The following is a 22,953-nucleotide window of genomic DNA, read 5'->3' as shown; positions in this document are numbered from 1 at the left end:
AAGCCCTATCTTCGCATCAATATTTCATAAAATTTCACAAAAAAACAATAAAGAAGTCTCCCAAAATGATCATCAAGCTTTCTAAAATTTCTATTCCGTTAAAACTTACCTTTCTTATTTTTTCAATGGTTTTGAACTGTATGGGATTGATCATTCTGCAGTTGTCTGAAGAGAAAATTACTTACGGAGAATTGGGTTTTTTAGAATCATTTAAAGACCTGCCCATCGCTTTTATTTCTCTTTTTGCAGTAAGCTTTATCAACAAAACGGGAACAAAAAAAGCATTAATTTCGGCTTTGGTAATTGTTGGCTTTTGTTCTTGCCTGCTGCCATTTATAGAGGTTTTCTGGTTTTTCAAATTATGGTTTGCTATTATTGGAGCCTGTTTTGCCATTGGTAAAATTTGCGTTTTTGGAATTATTAGGAACAACATTTCGGATGAAAAGTCGCTGGCAAAGACCATGAACAGTGTAGAAGCTTCTTTCATGATTGGAATCTTTGTAGTCAATACCTGTTTTGGATGGGTGGTATCAAGTGAATACTCTGAATATTGGAAATTTTGTTTTTTATTAATCGCTTTCTTATCTGCATTAACAATATTCCTGTTATCAAAAATTACAATTTCTGAGGCCAAACCTTTGGAAAATAAAAGTGTGTTCTCTGAACTTTCAGGGTTTGTAACTCCTTCTATAACATTGTTCCTTGGCGTTATATTTTTTATCGTTTTTGTAGAGCAGGGATTCAACTCATGGCTTCCCTCTTTTTATAAGAATCATCTGAAAGTCAATTCATTTTTTGCCCTTCAGGCAACATCTTTTCTGGCGGTATTTTCTTATGTAGGAAGAACAGTAACAGCCAATATTATCCGAAGATTTTCATTGCCAGGCTACTATCTTTCATGTATGGCTTTCATCATTTCTTTGTTGGCAATTATTGTAGGTGTACAGTATTTTGATTCAGCAGATTCAAAGGTAATTCTCTTCTTATTTCCGGTGATCGGTTTATTTTTGTCACCACTCTACCCTGTTATCAATTCAAAAATGATTGCACAGATGGATAAAGAAAAAGTAAACTTATTCACCTCTCTTATTGTTATATTTTCCTCACTGGGCAGCTCTGTAAGCTCGATTATCATGGCTGTTCTGTTTGAAAAACAGTTATTAAATTTTTATCCGTTATATATCTTATCTTTCGTAATTCTTCTTTTTGTGACTAGTTTGGTATTTTTTAACGTTTCAAAAAGAAAATAGTTTTATTTTTACAGCCATGAAAATCAAAGACACAAAAAGTAAAGAAACACTGCGGGAACTTATCGATACCAAAGATTTTGTTGCCCATATATCTGTTGACTGTACTATATTCGGCTTTCATAATAATATTTTGAAAGTCCTGCTTTTAAAGTATCACGATCTTGATCTATGGTCACTTCCAGGTGGTTTTGTTTTCAATGATGAAGATTTAAGGGAAGCCGCAGCAAGGGTTTTATTCGAAAGAACACATCTTAAAGATATATTTCTGAAACAGTTTCACACGTTTGGAAGAATAGACCGTACAGAAAATAACGTTCATCAGATCCTTCTTAACAACAAAGGAATTCAGGTACCGGAAGATCACTGGATTTTTCAAAGATTCATTACGGTGGGTTATTGCAGCCTTATTGACTTTTCAATGGCCAATACTTTCCCTGATGCGTTCAATGAAAGCTGTGAATGGTTTGAGGTAAGCAATCTGCCCAAGATGGCTTTTGATCATGACAGAATCATAGAAACGGGTCTAGAATACCTGCGGATGAATATCAATACAGAGGTAGCAGCCAGCAATCTGCTTCCTGAAAAGTTTACGATGAAAGATCTTCAGTCTCTTTATGAAACCATTTTAGGCCAAAAATTCAGAAGAAATAATTTCCAGCGTAAAATTTTAAGCTTAAATATTCTTGACAGGCTGGAAAAACTGTATGATGGCTCAGCCAATAAAGCGCCCTATCTGTATAAATTTAAAAGCAAGGTTCACAATTCTACCAATCAGTATCCTATATCCAATGATGAGGAGGCTTAAAACACAGAATTTATCTTATAAACAAATAAAAAGAGCATTATCTGTCTGAAAACCAATCTTAAGATAAGTTTTCAAAAAAATTTTCAAGACACCACGAAAAATGTTACTTTTAACCAAATCAAAAAATCATGTCATATTATCCTCTTACAAGCATCCCTGATTATTATGGAATTGATGCTTTACTTACTGAAGAACACAAACTAATCCGCCAATCTGTAAGAGACTGGGTTGAAAGTTTTGTAATGCCGCAGATTGATCATGCCGCTCAGAATCATACAGATATACCTAATCTTATGAGAGAATTGGGGAAAATCGGAGCACTGGGACCTTATATCCCGGTTGAGTATGGCGGTTCAGGATTAGACCAGATTTCTTATGGTCTTATTATGCAGGAGTTGGAAAGAGGAGATTCTGCAGTACGTTCTGCAGCTTCGGTTCAGAGCTCTTTGGTGATGTTTCCTATCAATGAATTCGGTTCTGAAGAACAGAAAATGAAATATCTTCCTAAGCTTGCTGCCGGAGAAATGATCGGATCTTTTGGATTGACAGAGCCTAATCACGGTTCAGACCCGGGTTCTATGGAAACGTATTTTAAAGATATGGGAGATCATTATCTTTTGAATGGGGCTAAAATGTGGATTACAAACTCTCCTCTATGCGACATCGCTGTGGTATGGGCCAAAAATGAGGAAGGAAAAGTACAGGGATTGATTGTTGAAAGAGGAATGGAAGGCTTCACTACTCCTGAAACTCATAATAAATGGAGCTTAAGAGCTTCAAAAACCGGAGAATTGGTATTCAATAACGTAAAAGTTCCGAAAGAAAACCTTCTTCCGGGGGTAACAGGACTGAAAGGACCTTTATCTTGTCTGAACTCAGCCAGATATGGAATTTCATGGGGAGTAATCGGTGCTGCCATTGACTGCCACTGCACTGCTGTTCAATACTCCAAGGAAAGAAGACAGTTTGGAAAACCAATCGGTTCTTACCAGCTTCAACAAAAAAAACTGGCTGAATTCTTAACGGAGATTACAAAAGCCCAGTTATTATGCCTTCAGCTGGGAAATCTTAAAAATGCCCACAAAGCAACTCCGGCTCAGATTTCTATGGCTAAGCGTAACAACGTAAATATGGCTATTGAAATTGCCAGAGAATCAAGACAGATCCTTGGTGGTATGGGAATCATGGGTGAATTCCCAATGATGAGACATGCTGCTAACCTGGAGTCTGTAATCACTTATGAAGGAACACATGACGTTCATTTGTTAATCACTGGTTTAGATATAACAGGAATTAACGCTTTCTAAAGAAAGACAAACATATAAAGAAAGAGTCTGACCAATGGTCAGACTCTTTTGTTTTACTCACTTTGCAGAGAATTGATATTCAATGAATAATTATTGATGCTGTAATATTTTTGTTTATTTATTAAAGTTATTACCTTAATGAACACAAAAAATCATCAATATGAAAAAAATTACGACTTTTTTACTGGGCATTACTGCCCCATTCTATTTTGCACAGCAGGCTGGAGACGTAGTAAGCGCCGAACAGAAACTGGACCTGACACCACAGGGAGTCATCAATTTTATCTCCAATAATCTTGGTGACCAGGATGCTCCGGAGTTTGCCGGCTACCTGAACAGTTTTAATGTAGGTCTAAAAGGCTACAAGATTACTTATTACACCAAAAATGAAAATAATGTTCTTGTAAAGGCCACCGGACTGCTTATGTATCCCAATGTAGGATTTAAATTATCAACAGTTGTATCAGATCATGGTACAACAGACAGGAGAAATAATGTTCCGTCTAATTTCAAAGGAGCATTAACGGCGGGCTTTGTTGTTGAATTGTCTTACGTCCTCAATGGTTATATTTTAATGGCTCCTGACTATGTAGGAATGGGAACTGGAGACGGAGTACACCCTTATGTAGACTATGCAACTGAAGCAGGCGCTACCATTGATTTCATCACTGCTGCCAATAAAGTATTGGGTCAATTGGGTGTCAAACGCTATGATGAGTACTTTTTAGCCGGATATTCCCAGGGAGCTCATGCGGCGATGTCTACTTTAAAAAGATTAAGCATTTCGAATCCCAATAATATTAAATTTAAATATGCCTATATGGGTGACGGGCCGTATGATTTCTCCGGAGTTACTTTAAATAAGGGAGTTCTGGAAAAAGATATTTATCCGTTTACCTCCTTCCTGGCCAATGTTCTTCATACCTGCAACAATACAGGATACAAAACATATAACAGCAATATTTCAGAAGTTATTTCTGCAGAATACCTTGATAAATACAATTACCACGTTGTTCAGGATAATGGCGGGCTTTTATGGGGTCCTGTGATATGGAGAAAACTCTTTACAACCAGCTTCGTGAATGATGTCACCAATAATCCCAATAACAAGCTAAGACAGTGCATGAAACCTAAGGATGTGTACGACTGGTACAACAAAACACCTATGACACTAGGCCATTCTACTGTTGATTTAGCTATTCCGCCTGAAAATACTTCCAAAACTATTGATGTTCAGCGCGGATATTATCCTTGGTGGGATCTGAATAAATACAAACTGGATTCTTTTTACTGGGGACCACTGGGACATGTTGGAGGAATCCTTCCATTCACTCTAGCTTCCAACGCCAAATTCAATACACTACGAAGTGGCGGACTTCTTAATGAATGGGCTATTGCAGGATCTATTTTCGGTAAGCAGCCGGCAGAGAAAATCTCTGAAAAGCCATCCCTCCTATCTTCACAGATCAAACCGGATTTGGGCAGCATGCAGTTGGTTGAAATTACAGATTTTAATAAAGAAAAAACTCAAAGCAGAACAGCCAATGAACGTAACTTATCAACTTTAAAGGACGGAGTTTATCTATTGAAAGTATCGGAAAACAATGAAAATAAAGTAATTCCATACATCAAAAACACCCCTAAAGAAATTGCTGAAAACGAAATTGTACAGTCTGCTACCTCTTCACTTTTACAATTAAAAGTAGATCAGGATGAACTTACAGCCGTGAACATTTTTGATGAAAATAAAACGTTGGTAAAAAGTATTTCTCAAAAACAATATCGTGAAGCCGGAGGTATTAATGTACAGGATATGGAGAATAAAAACTACACCTTTGAAGTGGTAACTCCTTATTATAATCTTCAATTCAATAAAGCGATTGGAAGTACGTTATCTGCTGAAAATACGACCGATATTTATTCTCAGAGACAGCAGATTATTGCAAAATCCGTCAATGATATTAAAAACATCAGCATTTACAGTATTTCCGGGGCGCTGATCGTTCAGCAGGAAGTCAATAAGCCTTTATTTGAATCCAGAAATTTAGAATCCGGTGTATATCTGGTACAAATCACCCTTTCTAATGGAAAAGTCATTAATAAAAAAGTAAAATTGTAAAATCAATCACTCTTCTATATCTCATTTCAAGTTAATTTTGGCACTTCAGCAATGAAGTGCTTTTTTTATATTAATAAATCATTGATATAATAAATAGTCTTACTTAAATTGACAGTTTAAGTAATAAATTCTACTGATACTTAAAACTTAAAACCAACGCTGAAATATATTCTTGAAAAATCAAGCTGGCTGTTTCTGGAAACATTTAAGCTGATAGGCCCTATAAGAGATTCATATCCCAGGTTTACCCCATACCCAAACATGTCGAAACTGTTATTAAAAGGAGAAAGCTCTTCACTCACCTTACCATAGCTGAACGAAGGAGTAAGATAAAGTCTTTTCATGATCCTGTACTGAAATGATATTGCTGTTTTAGCCACCGAAGTCATAGGAAGTTCTTTCTGACGAAGACCGTTGAATTCAGGGCTTAAGAGATCATAATTATACTCACTCCCTCCAAGATTATATTTCTGATTCAGGAAGAGATATGGAACCTGATCTTCCTTCCCTGATCCAAAACTTGCTCCCAAAAATACATTTGCTTTGACAGTCAGCCTTCTTGTGATCGGATAGAAAAAATTCTCATTTAAAGTGAATGAAACCAGGTTTTTAGGCTCGTAATAATAAGATTCTTTGGGATTAAGTATCAGATACAGGAGCGGCTGTACTGTGTTCAGATCATAAAGTTGATATCTGTCACCGTAATAAAATCTTGTACTCACCTGAAGATGATTCCCTTTTGTAGTAAAATATCTTTTATTGAGATTATTCTGTTCAAATTTCAGAAAAGTGTTGAAATTGCTGTGGTTATATAATTTTTTACTGTAATTATCCACTTTTGCCTGATCCACTTTATCCAGTAAGCTGTACATTCTTTCTGTGCTGAACTCTGTTCCCAATGATAGGTAAGCATTTGGATTGATGTTATAATTCAAAGCAATCTTTCCGGTTATATTACGGTACATATGGTTAGGAAAACGATCGCTGCCGTCTTCGCTTATATCATACAATCTGAAGTTCAAGTCATTACTTTTAAGATTAACCATCTTAGCCTCCAGATCCAGCCACAAACGCTCTCCGCTATCAAGGAACTGCTGATAAGCAAGCTTAGCCTTAAAACGTTCGGAAATATCTACAGTTGCCAGAAATCGAGATCTGTTCAGAAGAATATTCCTGTAAGTATAATTAACAATAATTCCTACCGATTGTTCCGTGTCATAGTGCAGAGCCAGCTTAAAAGCTCCTTTTTTTGCCCTTTTCACAAAAATATTCATCACAAGACCGTTATTTTCATTCGTGTAGGTATAATACACCTTTACATACTGACGCATTCCAAATACCCTGTCTATTGCTTCATTTACGGTTTTTGCATCGTAATACTTCCCTTCCGTCAGCCCCATTTGCTTTTTAAGCACTTCAATCTCCGCAGCATCGTTAATAGGAGTTCCGTCTTCTTCGTTAAAAGTGAATTTCGTAGTAGGCAGTTTCACCTCTTCAATCATCTGATGTTCATATTGGATTCCTGCTTTTCGCTGGGCTTCTGCCAGGGCTACAAACTCAGGAAGGTGTTTTCTCGCTTCTACTTCTCCAATTTTGATGATCCTCCTGAATTTGGCAAAATCCTTCGTTGTAATCTCACCCAATGGATCTACAAAGTCTACCAATACATTAGACAGCTCCTTTTGATGTTTAAAGTCCTCTACCGAACGGATGGCATGAGTCTGATAAATCATCTTCATCGGATTTTCAATTTCTTTCTTGGTAAAAAGCCTGAAACCGGTATAACCTCCGATCACAAAATCAGCACCCATCTCCCGAACCTCATTAGCAGGGTAATTACGGTCTAACCCACCATCTACCAAAAGTTTACCGTCAATATAAACAGGTGCAAAAGCTGCAGGAATTGCCAATGTAGCACGTATAGCAAGCGGTAAAGAGCCTTCTTTCTGCATTATCAGACCACCGTTTTCAATATCAGAAGAAGTAAGCTGAACAGGAATCTTCAGCTTGCTGAAATCATTGATATGTTTTGCGTTGAAAGTAAGTGTATTAAGAACCTCTCCCATATACTGTCCCTCAATATACGAGCCTGGAAGAGTCGGAAACCCTTTGACTACCGGAAATTCAAGAATGTATTTGTCATATTCGTCTTTTTCACTGATATTGACTTTGCTGTAAGGGATTTTATTGCTCAGAATCCTGTTCCAGTCCATTTTATAGATCGTATGCTTCAGCTGATCGGCATTATACCCCATTGCATACAAACCGCCCAGAATCCCTCCCATACTGGTTCCAGTGATATAATCTACCTTGATACCCAATGAGTCAATTATCTTCAGAATCCCAATGTGTGCAAACCCCTTTGCACCTCCGCCACTGAGAGCAAGACCAAATTTAGTGTCTTTGGTCACATTCTGAAGCGCAATATTCAGGGAATCATTCTTTTGCTGAGACTTGATAATAAGAGAGAAAGCTATGGCAAAAAATATCAGGATCTTTTTCATTGTTGATTCTTGGTGTATCCGATTGAAACTTTAAAAGTTATAAGGAGTAAAGATACACAAAAAAGTTACCTGCTTTACGGACGTTTGTGTGAAGTAAATAAATGTATTTTCATCTATTACTTAAAATTAATAACATATTGATTTTCAAACAAAATAAATAATCCGATCAATATTAAATAATTTTAATATGCTTTTATAGTTTCCACAAAATTGACATCAGGATTCAGGATTTCAAGGATCAGACTTTTGACCGATTTCATTGCATCATCAATATTTCCTTTATCAAACTGCAGAGAAACCATTCCCTTTTTAGCATCTGCAAAGCTCCATATTCCTGTTTCAATTGGGTATCCCCAAAACTCAGGAAGATGCTGCACCACATAATGATAAATACAAAGCTGAAGCGCCTGCTTTCTTTCACTGTTATGGAAATATTCAGCTACATTGTCTCCATCAATTTTCACGCTGAGATTTTTGATCTTGGCTGTTTTATAATCGATAATTCTTAGCGTTCCGTTCAGTTTATCAATCCTGTCAATGAATCCGAAGAAAGAAATTTTATCATTTCCATCAAGAGGAAAGTCGATGTTTTCGAACTTTCTTTCGATGTCGATTATCTCCAGTTTGTTACCTTGTTTTATCAGTTCAAGATCATGATTCAGGATATTTTCAATCACTTTTTTGGCAATTGCTTTATGAATATAATTCATACCCTTCTCATAGAATTCCGGCTGATGTTTCAGCTTTTCAATGGCAATATTTATATATTCATCTATTGCTTTAACTGAATCTTTTAAATCACTTTCTTTTAAAACCTTACCCTTCAACATCTCATATACTTCTTGAAGTGAATAATGGACCAGATTCCCATAATTTTTCACAGACAGTTCTTCTTCAATTTCATCCGTTTCCGAGGTATTCAAAATCTTGGAAAGATAAAAATCAATCGGATTATATAGATAACTTGTAAGGTGAGATGCGGATACTTTTTCCTTCCATTTCTGAAGACGCTCCTGTACAATCTGCGTCTTGGAAATTTCTATAGGTTTGGTGATAATAGGCTCGGAAGAATTTTCAATAATCAGGTGTTCAATCTCGTGTGAACTCTCCATTTCAATCTGTGTGATGAAACGGCTTTTTTCTCCGGTATTCACTCCAGAACTTAATGCATTGTACAGTAAGTGAACATTCTGAGCATCCTGAATCAGCCTGTAAAAGTGATAAGCATAAATGCTGTCATTTTCCAGGAAAGTATGAAGATCAAAGTACCTTCGGATATCAAAAGGAATATAGGTGTTCTGAGAGTTACCAAGCGGCAGTTTTCCTTCATTCACAGAAAGCAGGATGATGTTTTCAAAATTCAGAAGACGGGTTTCCAGCAATCCCATAATCTGCAATCCTCTCAGCGGCTCTCCCTGAAAATCGATACTTTCAGAATTGATATGCTGGTTGATCAGAATTTCCAACGTTTCCATTTTAATTTCAATATTGTAGGGAGTCAGCTGATTTTTGATAATTCTGAATGCATTTTCAAAGTGAGAAACATTCTCATACTGAATATCATCTATTTCCAGCCATTTTACCTGCTGGCAGAACGTGATGAGCATATCCATATACCTATTTGTTCCCTCAGCTTTTTGAAGAAGGTTAAAATATGATAACCCGCTGAGCATTTCGTAGAGAAGCTTTTTAGAAATATAAACTATATTCCTTTCTTCTACTTTGGCTTTAAAATCATTGATAACAAGCTCGTCTTCATCAGATTTAGGAAGTTCTTCCAGAATCGGAAAAACATCTCTGTAATAATAGGAAGATTTATTTTTTTCCAGTTGTTTCTGCAGATAGAAAAGACGTTTTACAGCATTGGAGAAAGATAAGTTCTTCAATGGAAACCCCATCGTAATATTCAAATTATCAACACCATGCATCACATCCAGGCTTGCAGGAAGAAGGTTTTCATCCAGCAATACCACTGCTGTATTGGAATAGGTTTTGTTATTGATCTCCTTAAAAATTTCGGGCAGTACTTTGGTCTGGGTCACATTCCCGGATACTTCGTATACCTTAATCTTTTTAGGTTGGTTAAAGTCGTCTTCTATCCATTGAAAAGTTCTGTTTTCATCAAATTCTTTCCAGGTTTTATGGTTTCTCAGAAACTTTCCGGCTTCCTGTCTTTCGTCATCGAAATAATAATGGTCTGCCTGAAAGAAACATTGAGCCTTATTCCATTTCAAAAGACTTCTTACCAGCTTTTCCTCCACTGGAGTAAAGGCATTGAACCCACAAAAGACAAATTCTTCTTTGGTGTTTTTAGCAAAATCAATAATCTTAGCTTTAGCAGCCTCATGAATCATTCCCGAAGTCGCCCAGTTCTTTTCCTGCAGTCTCTCCTTCAAAACGGGGAGAAAAACATTCATATTCTGCCAGAAATTAAGGAACTTCTTTCTTGGGACATCATCATCCTCACCAAGGTCCTGGGCCCATTCTTTGATCCTTTCCTCGTCAAACATATACTGAAGAACTGCCTGATCACTGTCTGAAAATTTGAGAATATCATCCCAGTCCTTCTGCAGTGTAGGAAACCATTTCAAAAAGTCCGAAAAATCATCTCTGGGAATAAGATTCAGACTTCTGTACACATCAAATGAGAAAAGCCACAGCGGAATTCCCTGAATCGGTTGCTGATCGGCAATTTTATTGATCAGTTCTTCTACAGTAAAAAAATTGGGAAGAAGCCCTGAATAATTATTTTCCTCCAGAATCTGTCTGATAAATACAATGGGACGTTTTCCGGGCAGAATGATATTAAACGCAGAAAGGTCCGGGTTTTGCGCTAACAGTTCGTGAATGATCTTATTGAGGAATTTCAAGGGGCTTGATAGCTTTTTAAATTGTCTAGTTGTTCAGAAATCGTATTATTATATTCTTCCTGTTTTTCTTTATTGATCCCGTGACGGGTTTCTCTGTCATAGGCCATCTGGAAGTTTTGATAATCGGTGGATATCCCGTCATAAATTGCTTTGAAATACTTGTTATAATCACCGGAAGTCCTGATTTTTTCAGCAACTGCCTTTCTGAATTTTCTCACAAATAATTCTGCAATATCAAAATGTTTCTGCTCGTGAAGCAGGATGTAATCATCCATCTTTTTAACATCCTTCCAGGATTTCTCTTCGTTAAATATGGTTTTAATGGTAATGGTAACCGGCGCTTTTGGATTGGAAGATTTTATAGAGGAAAATTCCCAGCCGCAATGGGTATACGCTGCCACATCAGGATTTTTTTTCCTATTCACCGGACTTTTAAAATTATCCCAGGTCAGTTTTCTGCCTTCTTCCCAGGTGATCTTTTGCCCGAATACCATCTCAGCTGCCAATAAGCACAACACAAAAGCCAATCTCATTATTCTACCACAATTGTTTTCGTAATCCAGTTATTTCCTCCGTTCCAGAATTTAAAAGTATAGGTTCCTTTTCTCTGCGGGCTGAAGTTGATCTGATTGGCTCCTACATAACTTCCCTGCGTACAAGGTCCGTTTGTGATATATTTGTAGGAAGTAACTGTTCTTTCAAGATTAGTATTGTAAATATAATCATAGCCGTAAAAGCCATCACAATGAGACGGATAGGTGGAATAAGTCTTTATGCTCTGTATCGCAAAGACGTCCATAGTATCATTGACAATTTTTACGCTGTCTATTTTGATCTTATCAATAGATTCGATTGTATGGTAATCGTCATCATTACACGAAACCAGAAGCCCGCCAAACAGTAATACTGAAAATCCAATATTTAAAAGTTTTTTCATAACCTTTAATTTTCTGATTATTAACAAATATTAGCAAAAATTATTCCTTATTTACATAAAAATCAGGAATTAAAATTACCTTTTGATACATAAACTACTTTTTTAGTATCAAAAAATTCTTCATCAAAATAGTGTTTAAGGTTGAATATTTCACATTTAATTCCGGCCAGTTCTTCTGCAAGATCACCGCCTTTTAAATATAAAATACCGTTATGTTTAGGGTTAAACTGTTCTTTTTCAAACTTCCCTTTCAGCCATCTTAAAAATTCCGGCATCTGGGTTACTGCTCTGCTGACTACAAAGTGGAATTTTTCTTTCAGTTTTTCTGCTCTTCCGTGGATAGCCGTTACATTCGTCAATCCTACACCTTCTGCTACAGCCTGTACCACACTGATTTTTTTACCGATAGAATCAATCAGAGTGAATTCTGTTTCAGGAAACAGGATCGCCAAAGGAATTCCCGGAAAACCTCCTCCGGTTCCGATATCCAAAACCTTAGTTCCCGGTGCAAATTCCATCACTTTTGCAATTCCCAAAGAGTGCAGAATATGCTTTTCATACAGCGATTCCATATCTTTTCTGGAAATTACGTTGATCTTTTCATTCCATTCATTGTACAGATTTTCCAATTGCGAGAACTGTTCTATCTGTTTTTCAGTAAGATCCGGGAAATATTTTAATAGTAACGATGCAGACATGTGAATTATTATAAACCGCAAAAATAAGTTTTATTTCTCTTGTATTCAAATCTACTTTTCCCGGCAGGCCCAGATCCTTGTTTTCCAGCAGAGGTCATCACTTCGCAATACCCGGAATTACAGGAACGTTCAGGTTCCCGGACTGGCTGACTGTCTGTACCGCAAAAATATAATTGTCTTTGGAAAGCGGAACTTTGATGGAAAGCTCTGTCGTAAACATTTTTTTCTGCCATATCGGGCTGTCTGTTTCCCTTGCCAGCACGTAATATCCTGCAGGAGTTCCTGATTTTGGTTTCTCCCAATGAAGCGTTGTAGAATTCGTCAATTCCTTAACGTCCATTTCCACTTTCTCTGGTTTTGCAGTAGATTTCGCAAGATTGGCCAGTACTGCAATATTGGCAGCCACATTCTTTTTCAGGTATTTAAAATCAATAAATTCCGGAAGATCACCGTATTGTTTATTATTTTCCACTCTTATATCCTGGTGCTGATGGTCATAATTCTCATAGTACTCAGTCAATCTTACGGAAGGAAATCCGTTATTAACAAAGCTGGTATGATCTCCTCCACGCAAAAACCTGTCATTTCTGTACATCAGTTTTATTTCAAGTCCTTTGACGTATTGTTCTGTAATTTCTTTGATATATCTTGCCAACTGTCTGGATTCGCTGTCATTTTCAAAACCCAGATTCCTGATCGTCATTGCCTTTTTGTCTAAATCTTTATATGGCAGGCCTTCACTGAATACACGGAGTGTACGGGTATTGATTTCTCCTGTTTCTCCGGCTTTAGGATTGCCAATCATATCATTATTCAGGACGGCTTCCAGCTGTAAATTTTCTCTTTTAATTTTTTCTGCCAATTGTTTAGATCCCAGCAAGGATTGCTCTTCCCCCGAAAAAGCCACAAAGATAATAGAGGCCGGAAATGAAGATCTGCTTAATATCCTTGCAGATTCAATCACAGCACTTACTCCACTGCCATCATCATTGGCTCCGGGGGCCGTGGAAGTTCTGTTCATCACATCCGTCACCCTTGAGTCAAGATGCCCGCCAATCAAAAAGATTCTTTTGTCATTGGGATCTGTACCTTTCAGAAAAGCAACGGCGTTTCCCAGGTTTACTGGTTTATCAACTCTTTTCCCATCCGGTTGAATATCTTCCTGCTGAAGGTACACCTCCATTCTGCCTCCGGAATTTTTTGCATAATCATTGAATTTTTTAATAACCCAGTTTCTTGCTGCTCCTATCCCCTGTTTTGGATTATCTGTTGTACTTAAAGTGTGTCTGGTTCCAAAACTTACCAGCTTACCGATGTATGATTTTAATGAATCTTCATTTACCTGCGTAACATATTTTCTCACTTCATCATCTTTTGAATATTTCTGAGAGAAAGCAGCACAGGAAATCAGCAATAAAAAAAGGGAATATTTCATAGGACAGGTCTTAGATTGTTTAAAGATACAAAACCCTGAGTCTCAGAAGTCATTTTTTATGATGAATTATCCTCTTTACAGATTGACATTTGCCCAATTGCAAAAAAGCATAATGATTTCGTAACAGAATACAATTGATCAAAACCTGACAAAAATCTTCAAACTAGCTCCATTTTTATTATTCCTGCAAAACGTTTTTATTATATATTTGTTAAAATTCAAAAAATAGATGGACAAACTTTCAGATAGAGTAAAAAGATTAGGATACTCACAGACATTTGTAATGTCAAACAAGGCCAGAGAAATGAAAGCCAGCGGAATAGATGTGATCAGCTTAACTCTTGGTGAACCGGATTTCGATGTTCCGGACAATATCAAACAGGCAGCTTTTGATGCCATCAACCAAAACTACAGCCACTACTCTCCTGTACCCGGATTTCTGGAACTGCGTGAGGCTATTGCTTACAAATTAAAAAGAGATAATAACCTGGAGTACAAACCTACCCAGATCTGTGTTTCAAATGGTGCTAAGCAAGCTATTCTGAATGTTCTTGCATCCATTATCAATGATGGTGATGAAGTTCTTCTTCCAGCTCCTTATTGGGTAAGCTATGATGAAATGGTAAAAATGATGGGCGGAACTTCCGTAATGCTTCCTACATCTTATTTAACAGACTTTAAAGTGACAGCAGAACAGCTTGAAGAAGCTATTACAGAGAAAACAAAAGCAGTACTTTTCAGCTCTCCATGTAATCCGTCAGGCGGCTATTATACTTACGACGAATTAAAATCCATCGCAAAAGTTATCGCCAAATATCCTCAGGTGACAATAATTTCTGACGAGATATACGAGTATATCAATTACGAAACAAAAACAACTTCTATCGCACAGTTTCCTGAAGTATATGAACAGACAGCGGTAATCAACGGAATGTCAAAAGCATTTGCAATGACAGGATGGAGAATCGGATATTCTGCATGCCCGGAATGGCTGGCAAAAGCTTGTGAAAAAGTACAGGGACAGATGACCAGCGGGGCCAACACTATGGCACAGAGAGCATCTATTACTGCATTGAAAACAGACCCTTCTGAATACAGATATATGATTGATGCTTTCAAAGAAAGAAGAGATCTTGTGTATGAACTGATCAAAGAAATCCCAGGATTTAAAGTATTGCTTCCTAAAGCAGCATTCTATTTCTTCCCGGATATTTCGCACTATATCGGAAAAAACCTGAATGGAACCGAAATTAAGAACTCTGACGACTTTGCCATGTTCCTTCTGGAAAATGCTCATGTAGGCTGTGTTGGCGGATTCTCTTTCGGAAGTCCGGAATGTATCAGATTCTCTTACGCAGCTTCTGAGGAAGATTTGAGAGAAGCTATGAAACGAATCAAAAATTTATTGGAACAATTCAATTAGCAAACTAATAACCAAAAATAAAGCACAACAGCAATGAATCTGTTAAAAAAACTAACCATCGCAACCAGTATTGCCGCAGCAAGTTTTGCAGGATATGCTTTTGGCCAGGATTTCCAGTGGAAAGAAGGAAATTCTAATGGCTACAAGTACAAATACGTTACCAATGATCCTACTTCAGCAAGGTATTATACCTTAAAGAACGGATTAACAGTTATCCTGAGCCCTACAAATAAGGACCCAAGGATACAAACGTATATTGCCACAAAGGCAGGAAGTAAAACCGATCCTGCAGATCACACAGGTCTTGCCCATTATCTGGAGCATATGCTTTTCAAAGGAACCAATCAGTTTGGTTCTAAAGACTGGGCGAAAGAAAAACCTCTTTTAGACCAGATTGACGCTCTTTACGAAAAGTACAACCAAACGAAGGACGAAGCTAAAAGAAAAGAGATCTACAAAGAGATTGACAGAGTTTCAGGAGAAGCTGCCAAATATGCAATTGCGAATGAATATGACAAAATGATGGCTGGTATGGGAGCTGACGGAACCAATGCCTTCACTTCCTTTGAACAGACGGTGTACACAGAAGATGTACCCGCCAACGTTCTTGACAAATTCCTTGCAGTACAGGCTGAAAGATTCAGAGAACCGGTTTTGAGACTTTTCCATACTGAGCTTGAAGCTGTATATGAAGAAAAAAACAGATCTCTTGATGATGATGGAGATAAAGTCTTTGATACGATGTTTGCCAACCTTTTCCCTAACAACAACTATGGAAAGCAAACAACCATCGGAACCATTGAACACTTAAAAAACCCTTCTCTACACGCTATCAGAGAATACTATAACAATTATTATGTTCCCAACAACATGGGAATCATTATGTCCGGAGACTTTAACCCGGATGAAGTAATTGCAAAGATCGACAAGGCTTTCTCATACATGAAGCCTAAAGCTATTCCTGAATATAAAATAGGACAGGAAAAAGCAATTACATCTCCGATTGTAAAAGAAGTTGTAGGACCAAATCCTGAAAATGTAATGCTTGGTTTCAGATTCCCGGGAGCATCTACGAAAGATGCAAGAATGCTGAACCTTGTTGGAAATATGCTTACCAACGGACAGGCAGGATTAATTGACCTTGATCTGGTAAAAAAACAAAAGTTACTGGGAGCATATGCAGGTTCTTATGCTTTAAAAGATTATTCAGTATTACTTTTACAAGGAAAACCAACTGAAGGACAGTCTCTGGATGAAGTAAAAAATCTTCTTCTTCAGGAGATTGATAAATTAAGAAAAGGAGAATTTTCTGATGATCTTATTCAATCTATCGTAAATAACGAAAAGAAAGGTATTATTCAGAAGGATGAAAAATATTCATCAAGAGCAAGTATTCTGATGGATGAATTCACTTCGGATATTGACCACAAAGCATCGTTAGAATATGTTGATGAAATTTCCAAGCTTACAAAGAAAGACATCATGGATTTCGTATCCAAATATCTTCAGAATAACAACTACGTTGCAGTTTACAAAAGAAAAGGTGAAGATAAAAGCATTGTAAAAGTTGATAAACCAACCATCACACCGGTTTCCGTTAACAGAGAAGACCAGTCTCCTTTCCTTAAGAAGATTGATGAAATGCCTGAAAACCCAATTGCTCCGGTATGGTTAAATTACGATAAAGACATCGCTAAAAACAAACTAGCTGATGTAGACGTACTTTCTGTAAAAAATACAGACAATGCGCTGTTCAGAATGTATTATCACTTTGATTCAGGAAAATGGAATAACAAAATTCTTCCTATAGCTGCAGAATATCTTCAGTATTTAGGAACTAAAGACAAATCTTCAGAAGTAATCAGTAAAGAATTCTACAAACTTGCTTCAAGCTTCAATGTAGGGGCAGGAAATGAAGAAACTTATGTCTCTCTTGAAGGTTTAAATGAAAACTTCGATAAAACGATTGCTTTATTTGAAGATCTGATTAAAAACTGCCAGGCAGATCAAGGGGCTCTTGATGCTTACAAAACAAGACTGAAGAAAGCCAGAGCAAACGCGAAACAAAACAAAGGAACCATTATGGCCGGACTGAGAAGTTACGCACAGTATGGAGCACAGAATCCTTTCAACAATGTGCTGAGCGATGCTGAACTTGATGCATTAAAAGCTGAAGATCTTATTAATGTGCTTCACGACCTCTTCAATTTCAAACATAAAGTACTGTATTACGGTCCGAAATCAGGAAACGAAGTAGTAGCATCTTTAAAACCCGTACACAAACTTCCTGCAGCACTGAAAGATCTTCCTAAGTCTAAAACTTTCGCTCAGATCCCTACTGATAAAAACAAAGTATTATTTGCTCATTATGACATGGTGCAGGCAGAAGTTTTCTGGGTAAGAAATTCTGACCAGTACAATCCTTCCACAACTCCTACCGTAAGTTTGTTCAACAACTACTTCGGAGGCGGAATGGGATCTATTGTTTTCCAGACGATCAGAGAATCTAAGGCACTGGCCTACTCTACATATTCTTATTTTGCACTTCCTAGCAAGAAGACAGATAAGGATATGATTATGGCGTATGTAGGAACACAGGCAGACAAATTCAACGAGTCTACAACGGCTATGAATGAGCTTTTAACAACTCTTCCAAAATCTGAGCAGTTATTCGAAACAGCAAAAAGTGGATTGAAAAAATCGATTGCTTCTGAAAGAATCACTCAGGACGGAATTATCTTCTCTTATCTGAAATCTCAAAAACTTGGAAACAGTTTTGACATGAGAAAGAATGTCTACGAACAGGCACCAAAACTGTCTTTCACAGATATCAATTCTTTCCATGATAAGGAAATGAAGAATAAAAACTACACATACTGTCTTGTGGCTTCTCAAGATAAAGTGAATGAGGCCGATATGAAGAAACTAGGTGAAGTAAAAAAACTTAATTTAACTGAAATATTTGGTTACTAAAATAAACTAAAAGCCCTGTTCTCAGGGCTTTTTTATTTAATAACACATTAAAAACAATTATAGATTTTATTTATCGCTTTTAGTTTGTTCGATAGATGAATCTTTCATATCTTTGCAATAGAAATTTAAATATAAAAACAGAAAATTATGTCTTTAGTAGGAAAAAAATTCCCAAATTTAACAATTGACGCAATGTCTGAAATGGGTGACGATCTAAAAATCAACATCCTTGATGAAGCAGTAAACAACCAGCAAAAAGTTCTTTTATTCTGGTACCCTAAAGATTTCACTTTTGTATGCCCTACTGAGCTTCACGCTTTTCAGGAGGCTTTAGGTGAATTCGAAAAAAGAAACACTAAAGTAATTGGTGCATCTTGTGATACAAACGAAGTACACTTCGCATGGTTGAACACTCCAAAGGATAACGGAGGTATCGAAGGAGTAACTTACCCACTTTTAGCTGATACTCACAGACAATTGGCAAATACATTAGGAATTGTTGATCAGGATTTCGAATATGATGAGGATGGAAACGAAGTTTTCACAGGTTCTAACGTAACTTACAGAGCTACTTACCTTATCGACGAAACCGGAAAAATCTTCCACGAAGCGGTAAACGATATGCCTCTTGGAAGAAACGTAAAAGAATTCTTAAGATTAATCGACGCTTACACACACGTTCAAAAACATGGTGAAGTATGTCCTGCAAACTGGGAAGAAGGAAAAGATGCAATGAAAGCTGACAGAACTTCTACAGCAGAATACTTAGCTAAGAACTAATTCAATTTAACAATCTAGTAATTTAACAATGTAACAATGTATCGTTGTAGCAATAGATGTTTTTTATTGGTATATTGATACACTATTAAATTGTTACATTGTTAAATTTTAATTCTTAAAATTTAACCTATGTACACAGAATTAACCGAAGATACATTACAAAATATAGTTAACGACAACGAAAAAGTAGTTGTTCAATATGGTGCAACATGGTGCGGAAACTGCAGAATCATGAAGCCGAAATTCAAAAAATTAGCATCTGAAAATGATACGATCCCATTTTTATATGTAGATGCTGAAAAACTTCCTGAAAGCAGAAAATTAGCAAAAGTAGACAACTTACCTACTTTCGCCATCTTTAAAAACGGTGAATTGGTTAACCAGGTTCAATCTAACCAGACAGAAAGTTTAATTAACCTTTTTAACGAATTAGCATAATGAAATTACCCGTAATCAGACAGTTTTATCAGAATCAGACTCCTGAAAACCTTGAAAAAACATTAGAGGTACTGGAAAGTTTCTGCGAATTCAGAGGAACAAGCGAAGAAGACTTAAATGTTGCAGGAGAATTGATCACCAACATTTGCGGAGCTTTAGAAGTTCACGCCAACGTACAGAACGGAATGAGTGAAAAAGATGCTTTAAACTCTTTTGCCCAGAAGGTTTTAGGATCAATTGACAAATAACATCTTGCGATTATTTTTAATCAAAAGACTGTAAAAACACAAAATATACAATACCAGAGGTTTTCCTCATCACTATACTTTTTCTATTCTTTAAGAATCTTTTATTTCAACTGTAAAATGTACTTCAAAGGACTTTAACGGGTCATATGAGGCTGGAAGTTGCATGAAAAATTGTAAAGAATAACCAATTAAAATCCCGGTGATATTTTCATCAGGATTTTTTGGGTTTAAATTCCCAAACCACAAATAACACAAATGGTTTCACAAATGACACAAATAAATACACGCAACTATCTGATCTGTAAAATCTTTAGCTATAAAAACAACTTTAAAATCGTTATGAGTTTCAACTAAAGCCCATTTCTATTGAATTTGTGCTATCTGTGAAACCATTTATTTACATTTGTGTTAAAAAAAATCCCGATGAAAATATCACCGGGACTATTATTTTAAAAGATAAAATCAACTTATCAATTAGTTTCTTCTGCTCATCAAAATACTCAGAATATACCAGAAAAGAAGCATAATAGAAGCAAAAAGCTGTAACGCAGCTCCTACATACTGGTTCGTTCCATAAGAGTCTTTTAACTTACTTGTCTGATATAAAATAGTAGCAGAAGCTAAAAGTACCATTCCTACGGAGAACCATAATCCAAGGTTAAAACCAAAAATCATTCCTGCTACAATCAGCCCGATTGAAATGAATCCACCAATTACAATGATATTTCTTAAGAAAGAAAAATCTCTTTTAGAAGTAAACGCCACTGCAGAAATACCTGCAAACATCGCAATAGTTAAAGTAGCAGCCTGGAAGATCACATTTGTTCCACCTGTCATATTGATTGCAATAAAAAGCAGAGGCATAAAGATAATCGCTTCCAGCAAGATGTAAAATCCTAACCCTAAATACTGGGTAGATTTACTTTGTGAAAGAGACCATTTGGAAGCTAAAACAGAAGCCAGCCAAAAAACTCCAATAATCAGTAACCAGATATATCTCTGACCAAACATCATTGCAATAAGTTCTGCCGGAACAGTTTTCAATAATATAGTTTCAACCCCAATAAATGCAAGAATAGATAAAGCAACATGCAAATACGTCTTCTTGTAAAAACTCGCCTTCTCCACTTCTGAGGAATGAGCGACTAAAACATCTGTCATCATAGTTAATATTTTTTTAGTTGTTAATCGAAAATAAATTTTTAATCTTATTTCGCAGGCAGTACACCCAGAATTTTCCCGTCATCTTCAAATACAGCCGTAATGGCCTCTTTGGAAGATGATTCTCCTGCATATTTATATTTAATACTTGGATGATTGGTACCATCCATTGTTTTATAATATCCTGCTTTTAAGATTTCAAGCTTTTTATTTGGGTCAATGCCATCTTTGACCTTTTTAAGAACATTATCCGTCACAATTTCCTTTACCTTCTCAGAAAGTAATCCATCAATTGCCGTACGGTCAGAAGCTTGTAAAGCCTCAACAAACTTAAGAAAGTTGTCATTGTAAAGACTTACTTTCTCCTTACTTATAGCAGCTGGCTGCTCTTTCTTTTGACTGTTCTCAACCTTCACACCCGTCTTCTGAGCAAACACCAACTGTCCGCCCACAAGAGCAAGTCCCAGCAATAATTTTTTCATAGTATTCATTTTTGTTATCTGGTGAAATAAGTGATGGAAGATACGAAAATCAGACCAGTTCTAAAAATTTCATTGTATCCACGTTATCCGCATAGGTATCAAGCCCTGGATTTTGCGCTTCACCAAATGAAATCGCATTCAGCCCGATCTCTTCTTTTGCTACTATACACTGAATATTTTCTTCATTTTCAGCAATAAAAGTTTTCACATCATCCAAAGACTCATATCTGCTGAAATTGATTACGGAAAGCGGACTAAACAGTTTATCATCTTCTTTCAGCATCACAAAGTTATTATCCCAGAATTTGTCCTGGTTCAAAAGATAAACCGCTCTATTATAATCATAGTTATTGGCATACTTATTATGATTGATAATATCCTGGAATTCTAAGAAGCTTTCAAACAATCTGTCAATGACAAAATCCTGCGGAATAAAAATTCTCGTCACATTTCGGCATCCAAGCCCAAAATACTGGAAAATATCTTTTGCCAGCAGCTCCAGTTCTTCATTCGTTTCATCACCTTTCAACACCGCAACAGAAGTCCTGTTCTTACGGATAATGCTTAAATGATTTTTAAAATAATATTCCAGATATCTGGCTGTATTATTGCTTCCTGTAGCAATAACTGCATCAAAATTTTCTAATCTTTCTACAAATTCAAACACTACACTCTCATTGGAAAATTCATTCCATTTCTTTAATAAAAACGGAATCATGCGCTTATCCTTTGAAGACAGTTTAATAACAGGAATATGATTGCCCAAAACAACAGACATCACATCATGAAATCCTACCAAAGGAATATTTCCGGCTAAAATAAGTCCAACTCTTTTTGATATTTTAGAGATTGAATAATTTCCAAGCCACTTCTTGATATTTTCTTCAGTCAAAAGATCTGCCCACTGCTGCAAAGCAAATTTCTGATTATCAATAGTAAACCACGGGTTCTCTATTTCAGACCTTTTCAACAATAATTCAATATCAACATCATCTTCATTGTGATCCTCCGGTTTCTTCGCTAAAAACGCTTTTATATAATCACTTAATTTAATAAGTCCTAAAACTTGATTTTCGGTATTCATAATTACTTTAAAATTGGGGAATATTTTGTAATTTTGTGCAAATTTAAAAAAAATTAGCGATGGCTATTAAAATAACTGATGAATGCATTAATTGCGGGGCTTGCGAACCGGAATGTCCAAACAATGCAATATATGAAGGAGCTGTAGATTGGAAAGCTTCTGACGGTACGGCTCTTCAAGGTACAATAACAATGCCGTCGGGACTTACTGTAGATGCAGATGCACCACAGGAACCTGTAAGTGATGATGTATATTTCATTGTAACAGATAAATGTACAGAATGTAAAGGATTCCATGAAGAACCACAGTGTGCGGCTGTATGTCCTGTAGACTGTTGTGTTCCTGACGAGGATCACGTAGAATCTGAAGAATCTCTGCTTAATAAAAAAGCATTCTTACACGGCGAATAAAAAATTTCCGTCTCATCATCTGTGAGGCG

The 22,953-nt window shown here is 36.5% G+C and carries 19 protein-coding genes; 10 read left to right on the top strand and 9 right to left on the bottom strand.

The window, feature by feature from the left end; all coding sequences use genetic code 11:
- Window positions 1–65 precede the first annotated feature (65 nt).
- From KIK00_RS02605 to KIK00_RS02590, 4 genes are all read left to right on the top strand, one after another.
- On the top strand, window positions 66–1,250 hold the full coding sequence (locus KIK00_RS02605) for a sugar MFS transporter (RefSeq protein WP_255815007.1): 1,185 nt from the start codon (window positions 66–68) through the stop codon (window positions 1,248–1,250).
- Window positions 1,251–1,266: 16 nt separating this feature from the next.
- On the top strand, window positions 1,267–2,055 hold the full coding sequence (locus KIK00_RS02600) for an NUDIX domain-containing protein (RefSeq protein WP_255815006.1): 789 nt from the start codon (window positions 1,267–1,269) through the stop codon (window positions 2,053–2,055).
- 128 nt (window positions 2,056–2,183) lie between these two features.
- Window positions 2,184–3,362, top strand: a complete 1,179-nt coding sequence (locus tag KIK00_RS02595; protein ID WP_255815005.1) for an acyl-CoA dehydrogenase family protein — start codon at window positions 2,184–2,186, stop codon at window positions 3,360–3,362.
- Between the two features lie 160 nt (window positions 3,363–3,522).
- The gene (locus KIK00_RS02590) at window positions 3,523–5,481 is read left to right on the top strand and encodes a T9SS type A sorting domain-containing protein (protein ID WP_255815004.1); all 1,959 of its coding nucleotides are present in this window, start codon (window positions 3,523–3,525) and stop codon (window positions 5,479–5,481) included.
- Between the two features lie 140 nt (window positions 5,482–5,621).
- On the opposite strand, the gene KIK00_RS02585 is transcribed toward KIK00_RS02590, so the two are convergent.
- The 6 genes from KIK00_RS02585 to KIK00_RS02560 all read right to left on the bottom strand — a co-directional run bounded on the left by KIK00_RS02585 (window position 5,622) and on the right by KIK00_RS02560 (window position 13,925).
- Entirely contained in the window at window positions 5,622–7,985 is a 2,364-nt protein-coding gene (locus KIK00_RS02585) for a patatin-like phospholipase family protein (protein ID WP_255815003.1), read from the bottom strand.
- A gap of 182 nt (window positions 7,986–8,167) precedes the next feature.
- Window positions 8,168–10,855: a PD-(D/E)XK nuclease family protein gene (locus KIK00_RS02580; RefSeq protein ID WP_255815002.1), complete on the bottom strand. Its 2,688-nt coding sequence runs from the start codon at window positions 10,853–10,855 to the stop codon at window positions 8,168–8,170.
- Window positions 10,852–11,388, bottom strand: a complete 537-nt coding sequence (locus KIK00_RS02575) for a DUF922 domain-containing protein (protein WP_255815001.1) — start codon at window positions 11,386–11,388, stop codon at window positions 10,852–10,854. The genes KIK00_RS02580 and KIK00_RS02575 overlap by 4 nt, the downstream gene beginning before the upstream one ends.
- Window positions 11,388–11,792, bottom strand: a complete 405-nt coding sequence (locus KIK00_RS02570) for a hypothetical protein (protein WP_077414471.1) — start codon at window positions 11,790–11,792, stop codon at window positions 11,388–11,390. The genes KIK00_RS02575 and KIK00_RS02570 overlap by 1 nt, the downstream gene beginning before the upstream one ends.
- A gap of 62 nt (window positions 11,793–11,854) precedes the next feature.
- Window positions 11,855–12,490, bottom strand: coding sequence for a 16S rRNA (guanine(527)-N(7))-methyltransferase RsmG (rsmG, locus tag KIK00_RS02565; RefSeq protein WP_255815000.1), 636 nt, complete (start codon window positions 12,488–12,490; stop codon window positions 11,855–11,857).
- A gap of 97 nt (window positions 12,491–12,587) precedes the next feature.
- Window positions 12,588–13,925, bottom strand: coding sequence for a M20/M25/M40 family metallo-hydrolase (locus KIK00_RS02560; RefSeq protein ID WP_255814999.1), 1,338 nt, complete (start codon window positions 13,923–13,925; stop codon window positions 12,588–12,590).
- A gap of 229 nt (window positions 13,926–14,154) precedes the next feature.
- On the opposite strand from KIK00_RS02560, the gene KIK00_RS02555 reads away from it, so the two are divergent.
- From KIK00_RS02555 to KIK00_RS02535, 5 genes are all read left to right on the top strand, one after another.
- A complete protein-coding gene (locus tag KIK00_RS02555) occupies window positions 14,155–15,348 on the top strand; it encodes a pyridoxal phosphate-dependent aminotransferase (protein WP_255814998.1) in 1,194 nt (397 codons plus the stop codon).
- A 33-nt stretch (window positions 15,349–15,381) separates the two neighbouring features.
- A complete protein-coding gene (locus tag KIK00_RS02550) occupies window positions 15,382–18,321 on the top strand; it encodes a pitrilysin family protein (RefSeq protein ID WP_255814997.1) in 2,940 nt (979 codons plus the stop codon).
- Between the two features lie 147 nt (window positions 18,322–18,468).
- Window positions 18,469–19,101: a peroxiredoxin gene (locus KIK00_RS02545; RefSeq protein WP_103235396.1), complete on the top strand. Its 633-nt coding sequence runs from the start codon at window positions 18,469–18,471 to the stop codon at window positions 19,099–19,101.
- Window positions 19,102–19,230: 129 nt separating this feature from the next.
- Entirely contained in the window at window positions 19,231–19,539 is a 309-nt protein-coding gene (locus tag KIK00_RS02540; protein ID WP_047384463.1) for a co-chaperone YbbN, read from the top strand.
- The gene (locus KIK00_RS02535; protein ID WP_002980002.1) at window positions 19,539–19,787 is read left to right on the top strand and encodes a hypothetical protein; all 249 of its coding nucleotides are present in this window, start codon (window positions 19,539–19,541) and stop codon (window positions 19,785–19,787) included. Before KIK00_RS02540 ends, KIK00_RS02535 begins: the two co-directional genes overlap by 1 nt.
- 474 nt (window positions 19,788–20,261) lie before the next feature.
- Here KIK00_RS02535 and KIK00_RS02530 read toward each other — a convergent pair whose 3' ends face one another.
- The 3 genes from KIK00_RS02530 to KIK00_RS02520 are packed head-to-tail and all read right to left on the bottom strand — an operon-like array spanning window position 20,262 to window position 22,514.
- The gene (locus tag KIK00_RS02530; protein ID WP_255814996.1) at window positions 20,262–20,951 is read right to left on the bottom strand and encodes a Bax inhibitor-1 family protein; all 690 of its coding nucleotides are present in this window, start codon (window positions 20,949–20,951) and stop codon (window positions 20,262–20,264) included.
- A gap of 44 nt (window positions 20,952–20,995) precedes the next feature.
- On the bottom strand, window positions 20,996–21,430 hold the full coding sequence (locus tag KIK00_RS02525) for a peptidylprolyl isomerase (protein ID WP_255814995.1): 435 nt from the start codon (window positions 21,428–21,430) through the stop codon (window positions 20,996–20,998).
- A gap of 49 nt (window positions 21,431–21,479) precedes the next feature.
- Complete coding sequence (locus KIK00_RS02520; RefSeq protein ID WP_255814994.1) at window positions 21,480–22,514, bottom strand: acyl-CoA reductase; 1,035 nt, start codon at window positions 22,512–22,514, stop codon at window positions 21,480–21,482.
- Window positions 22,515–22,573: 59 nt separating this feature from the next.
- On the opposite strand from KIK00_RS02520, the gene KIK00_RS02515 reads away from it, so the two are divergent.
- On the top strand, window positions 22,574–22,924 hold the full coding sequence (locus tag KIK00_RS02515; protein ID WP_047375361.1) for a 4Fe-4S dicluster domain-containing protein: 351 nt from the start codon (window positions 22,574–22,576) through the stop codon (window positions 22,922–22,924).
- Window positions 22,925–22,953: the final 29 nt, after the last annotated feature.

Source organism: Chryseobacterium sp. MA9 (assembly GCF_024399315.1).
Lineage (GTDB): Bacteria > Bacteroidota > Bacteroidia > Flavobacteriales > Weeksellaceae > Chryseobacterium.
The sequence above is the reverse complement of the archived record's forward strand: the minus strand, read 5'-3'. Positions and strand labels throughout refer to the sequence as shown.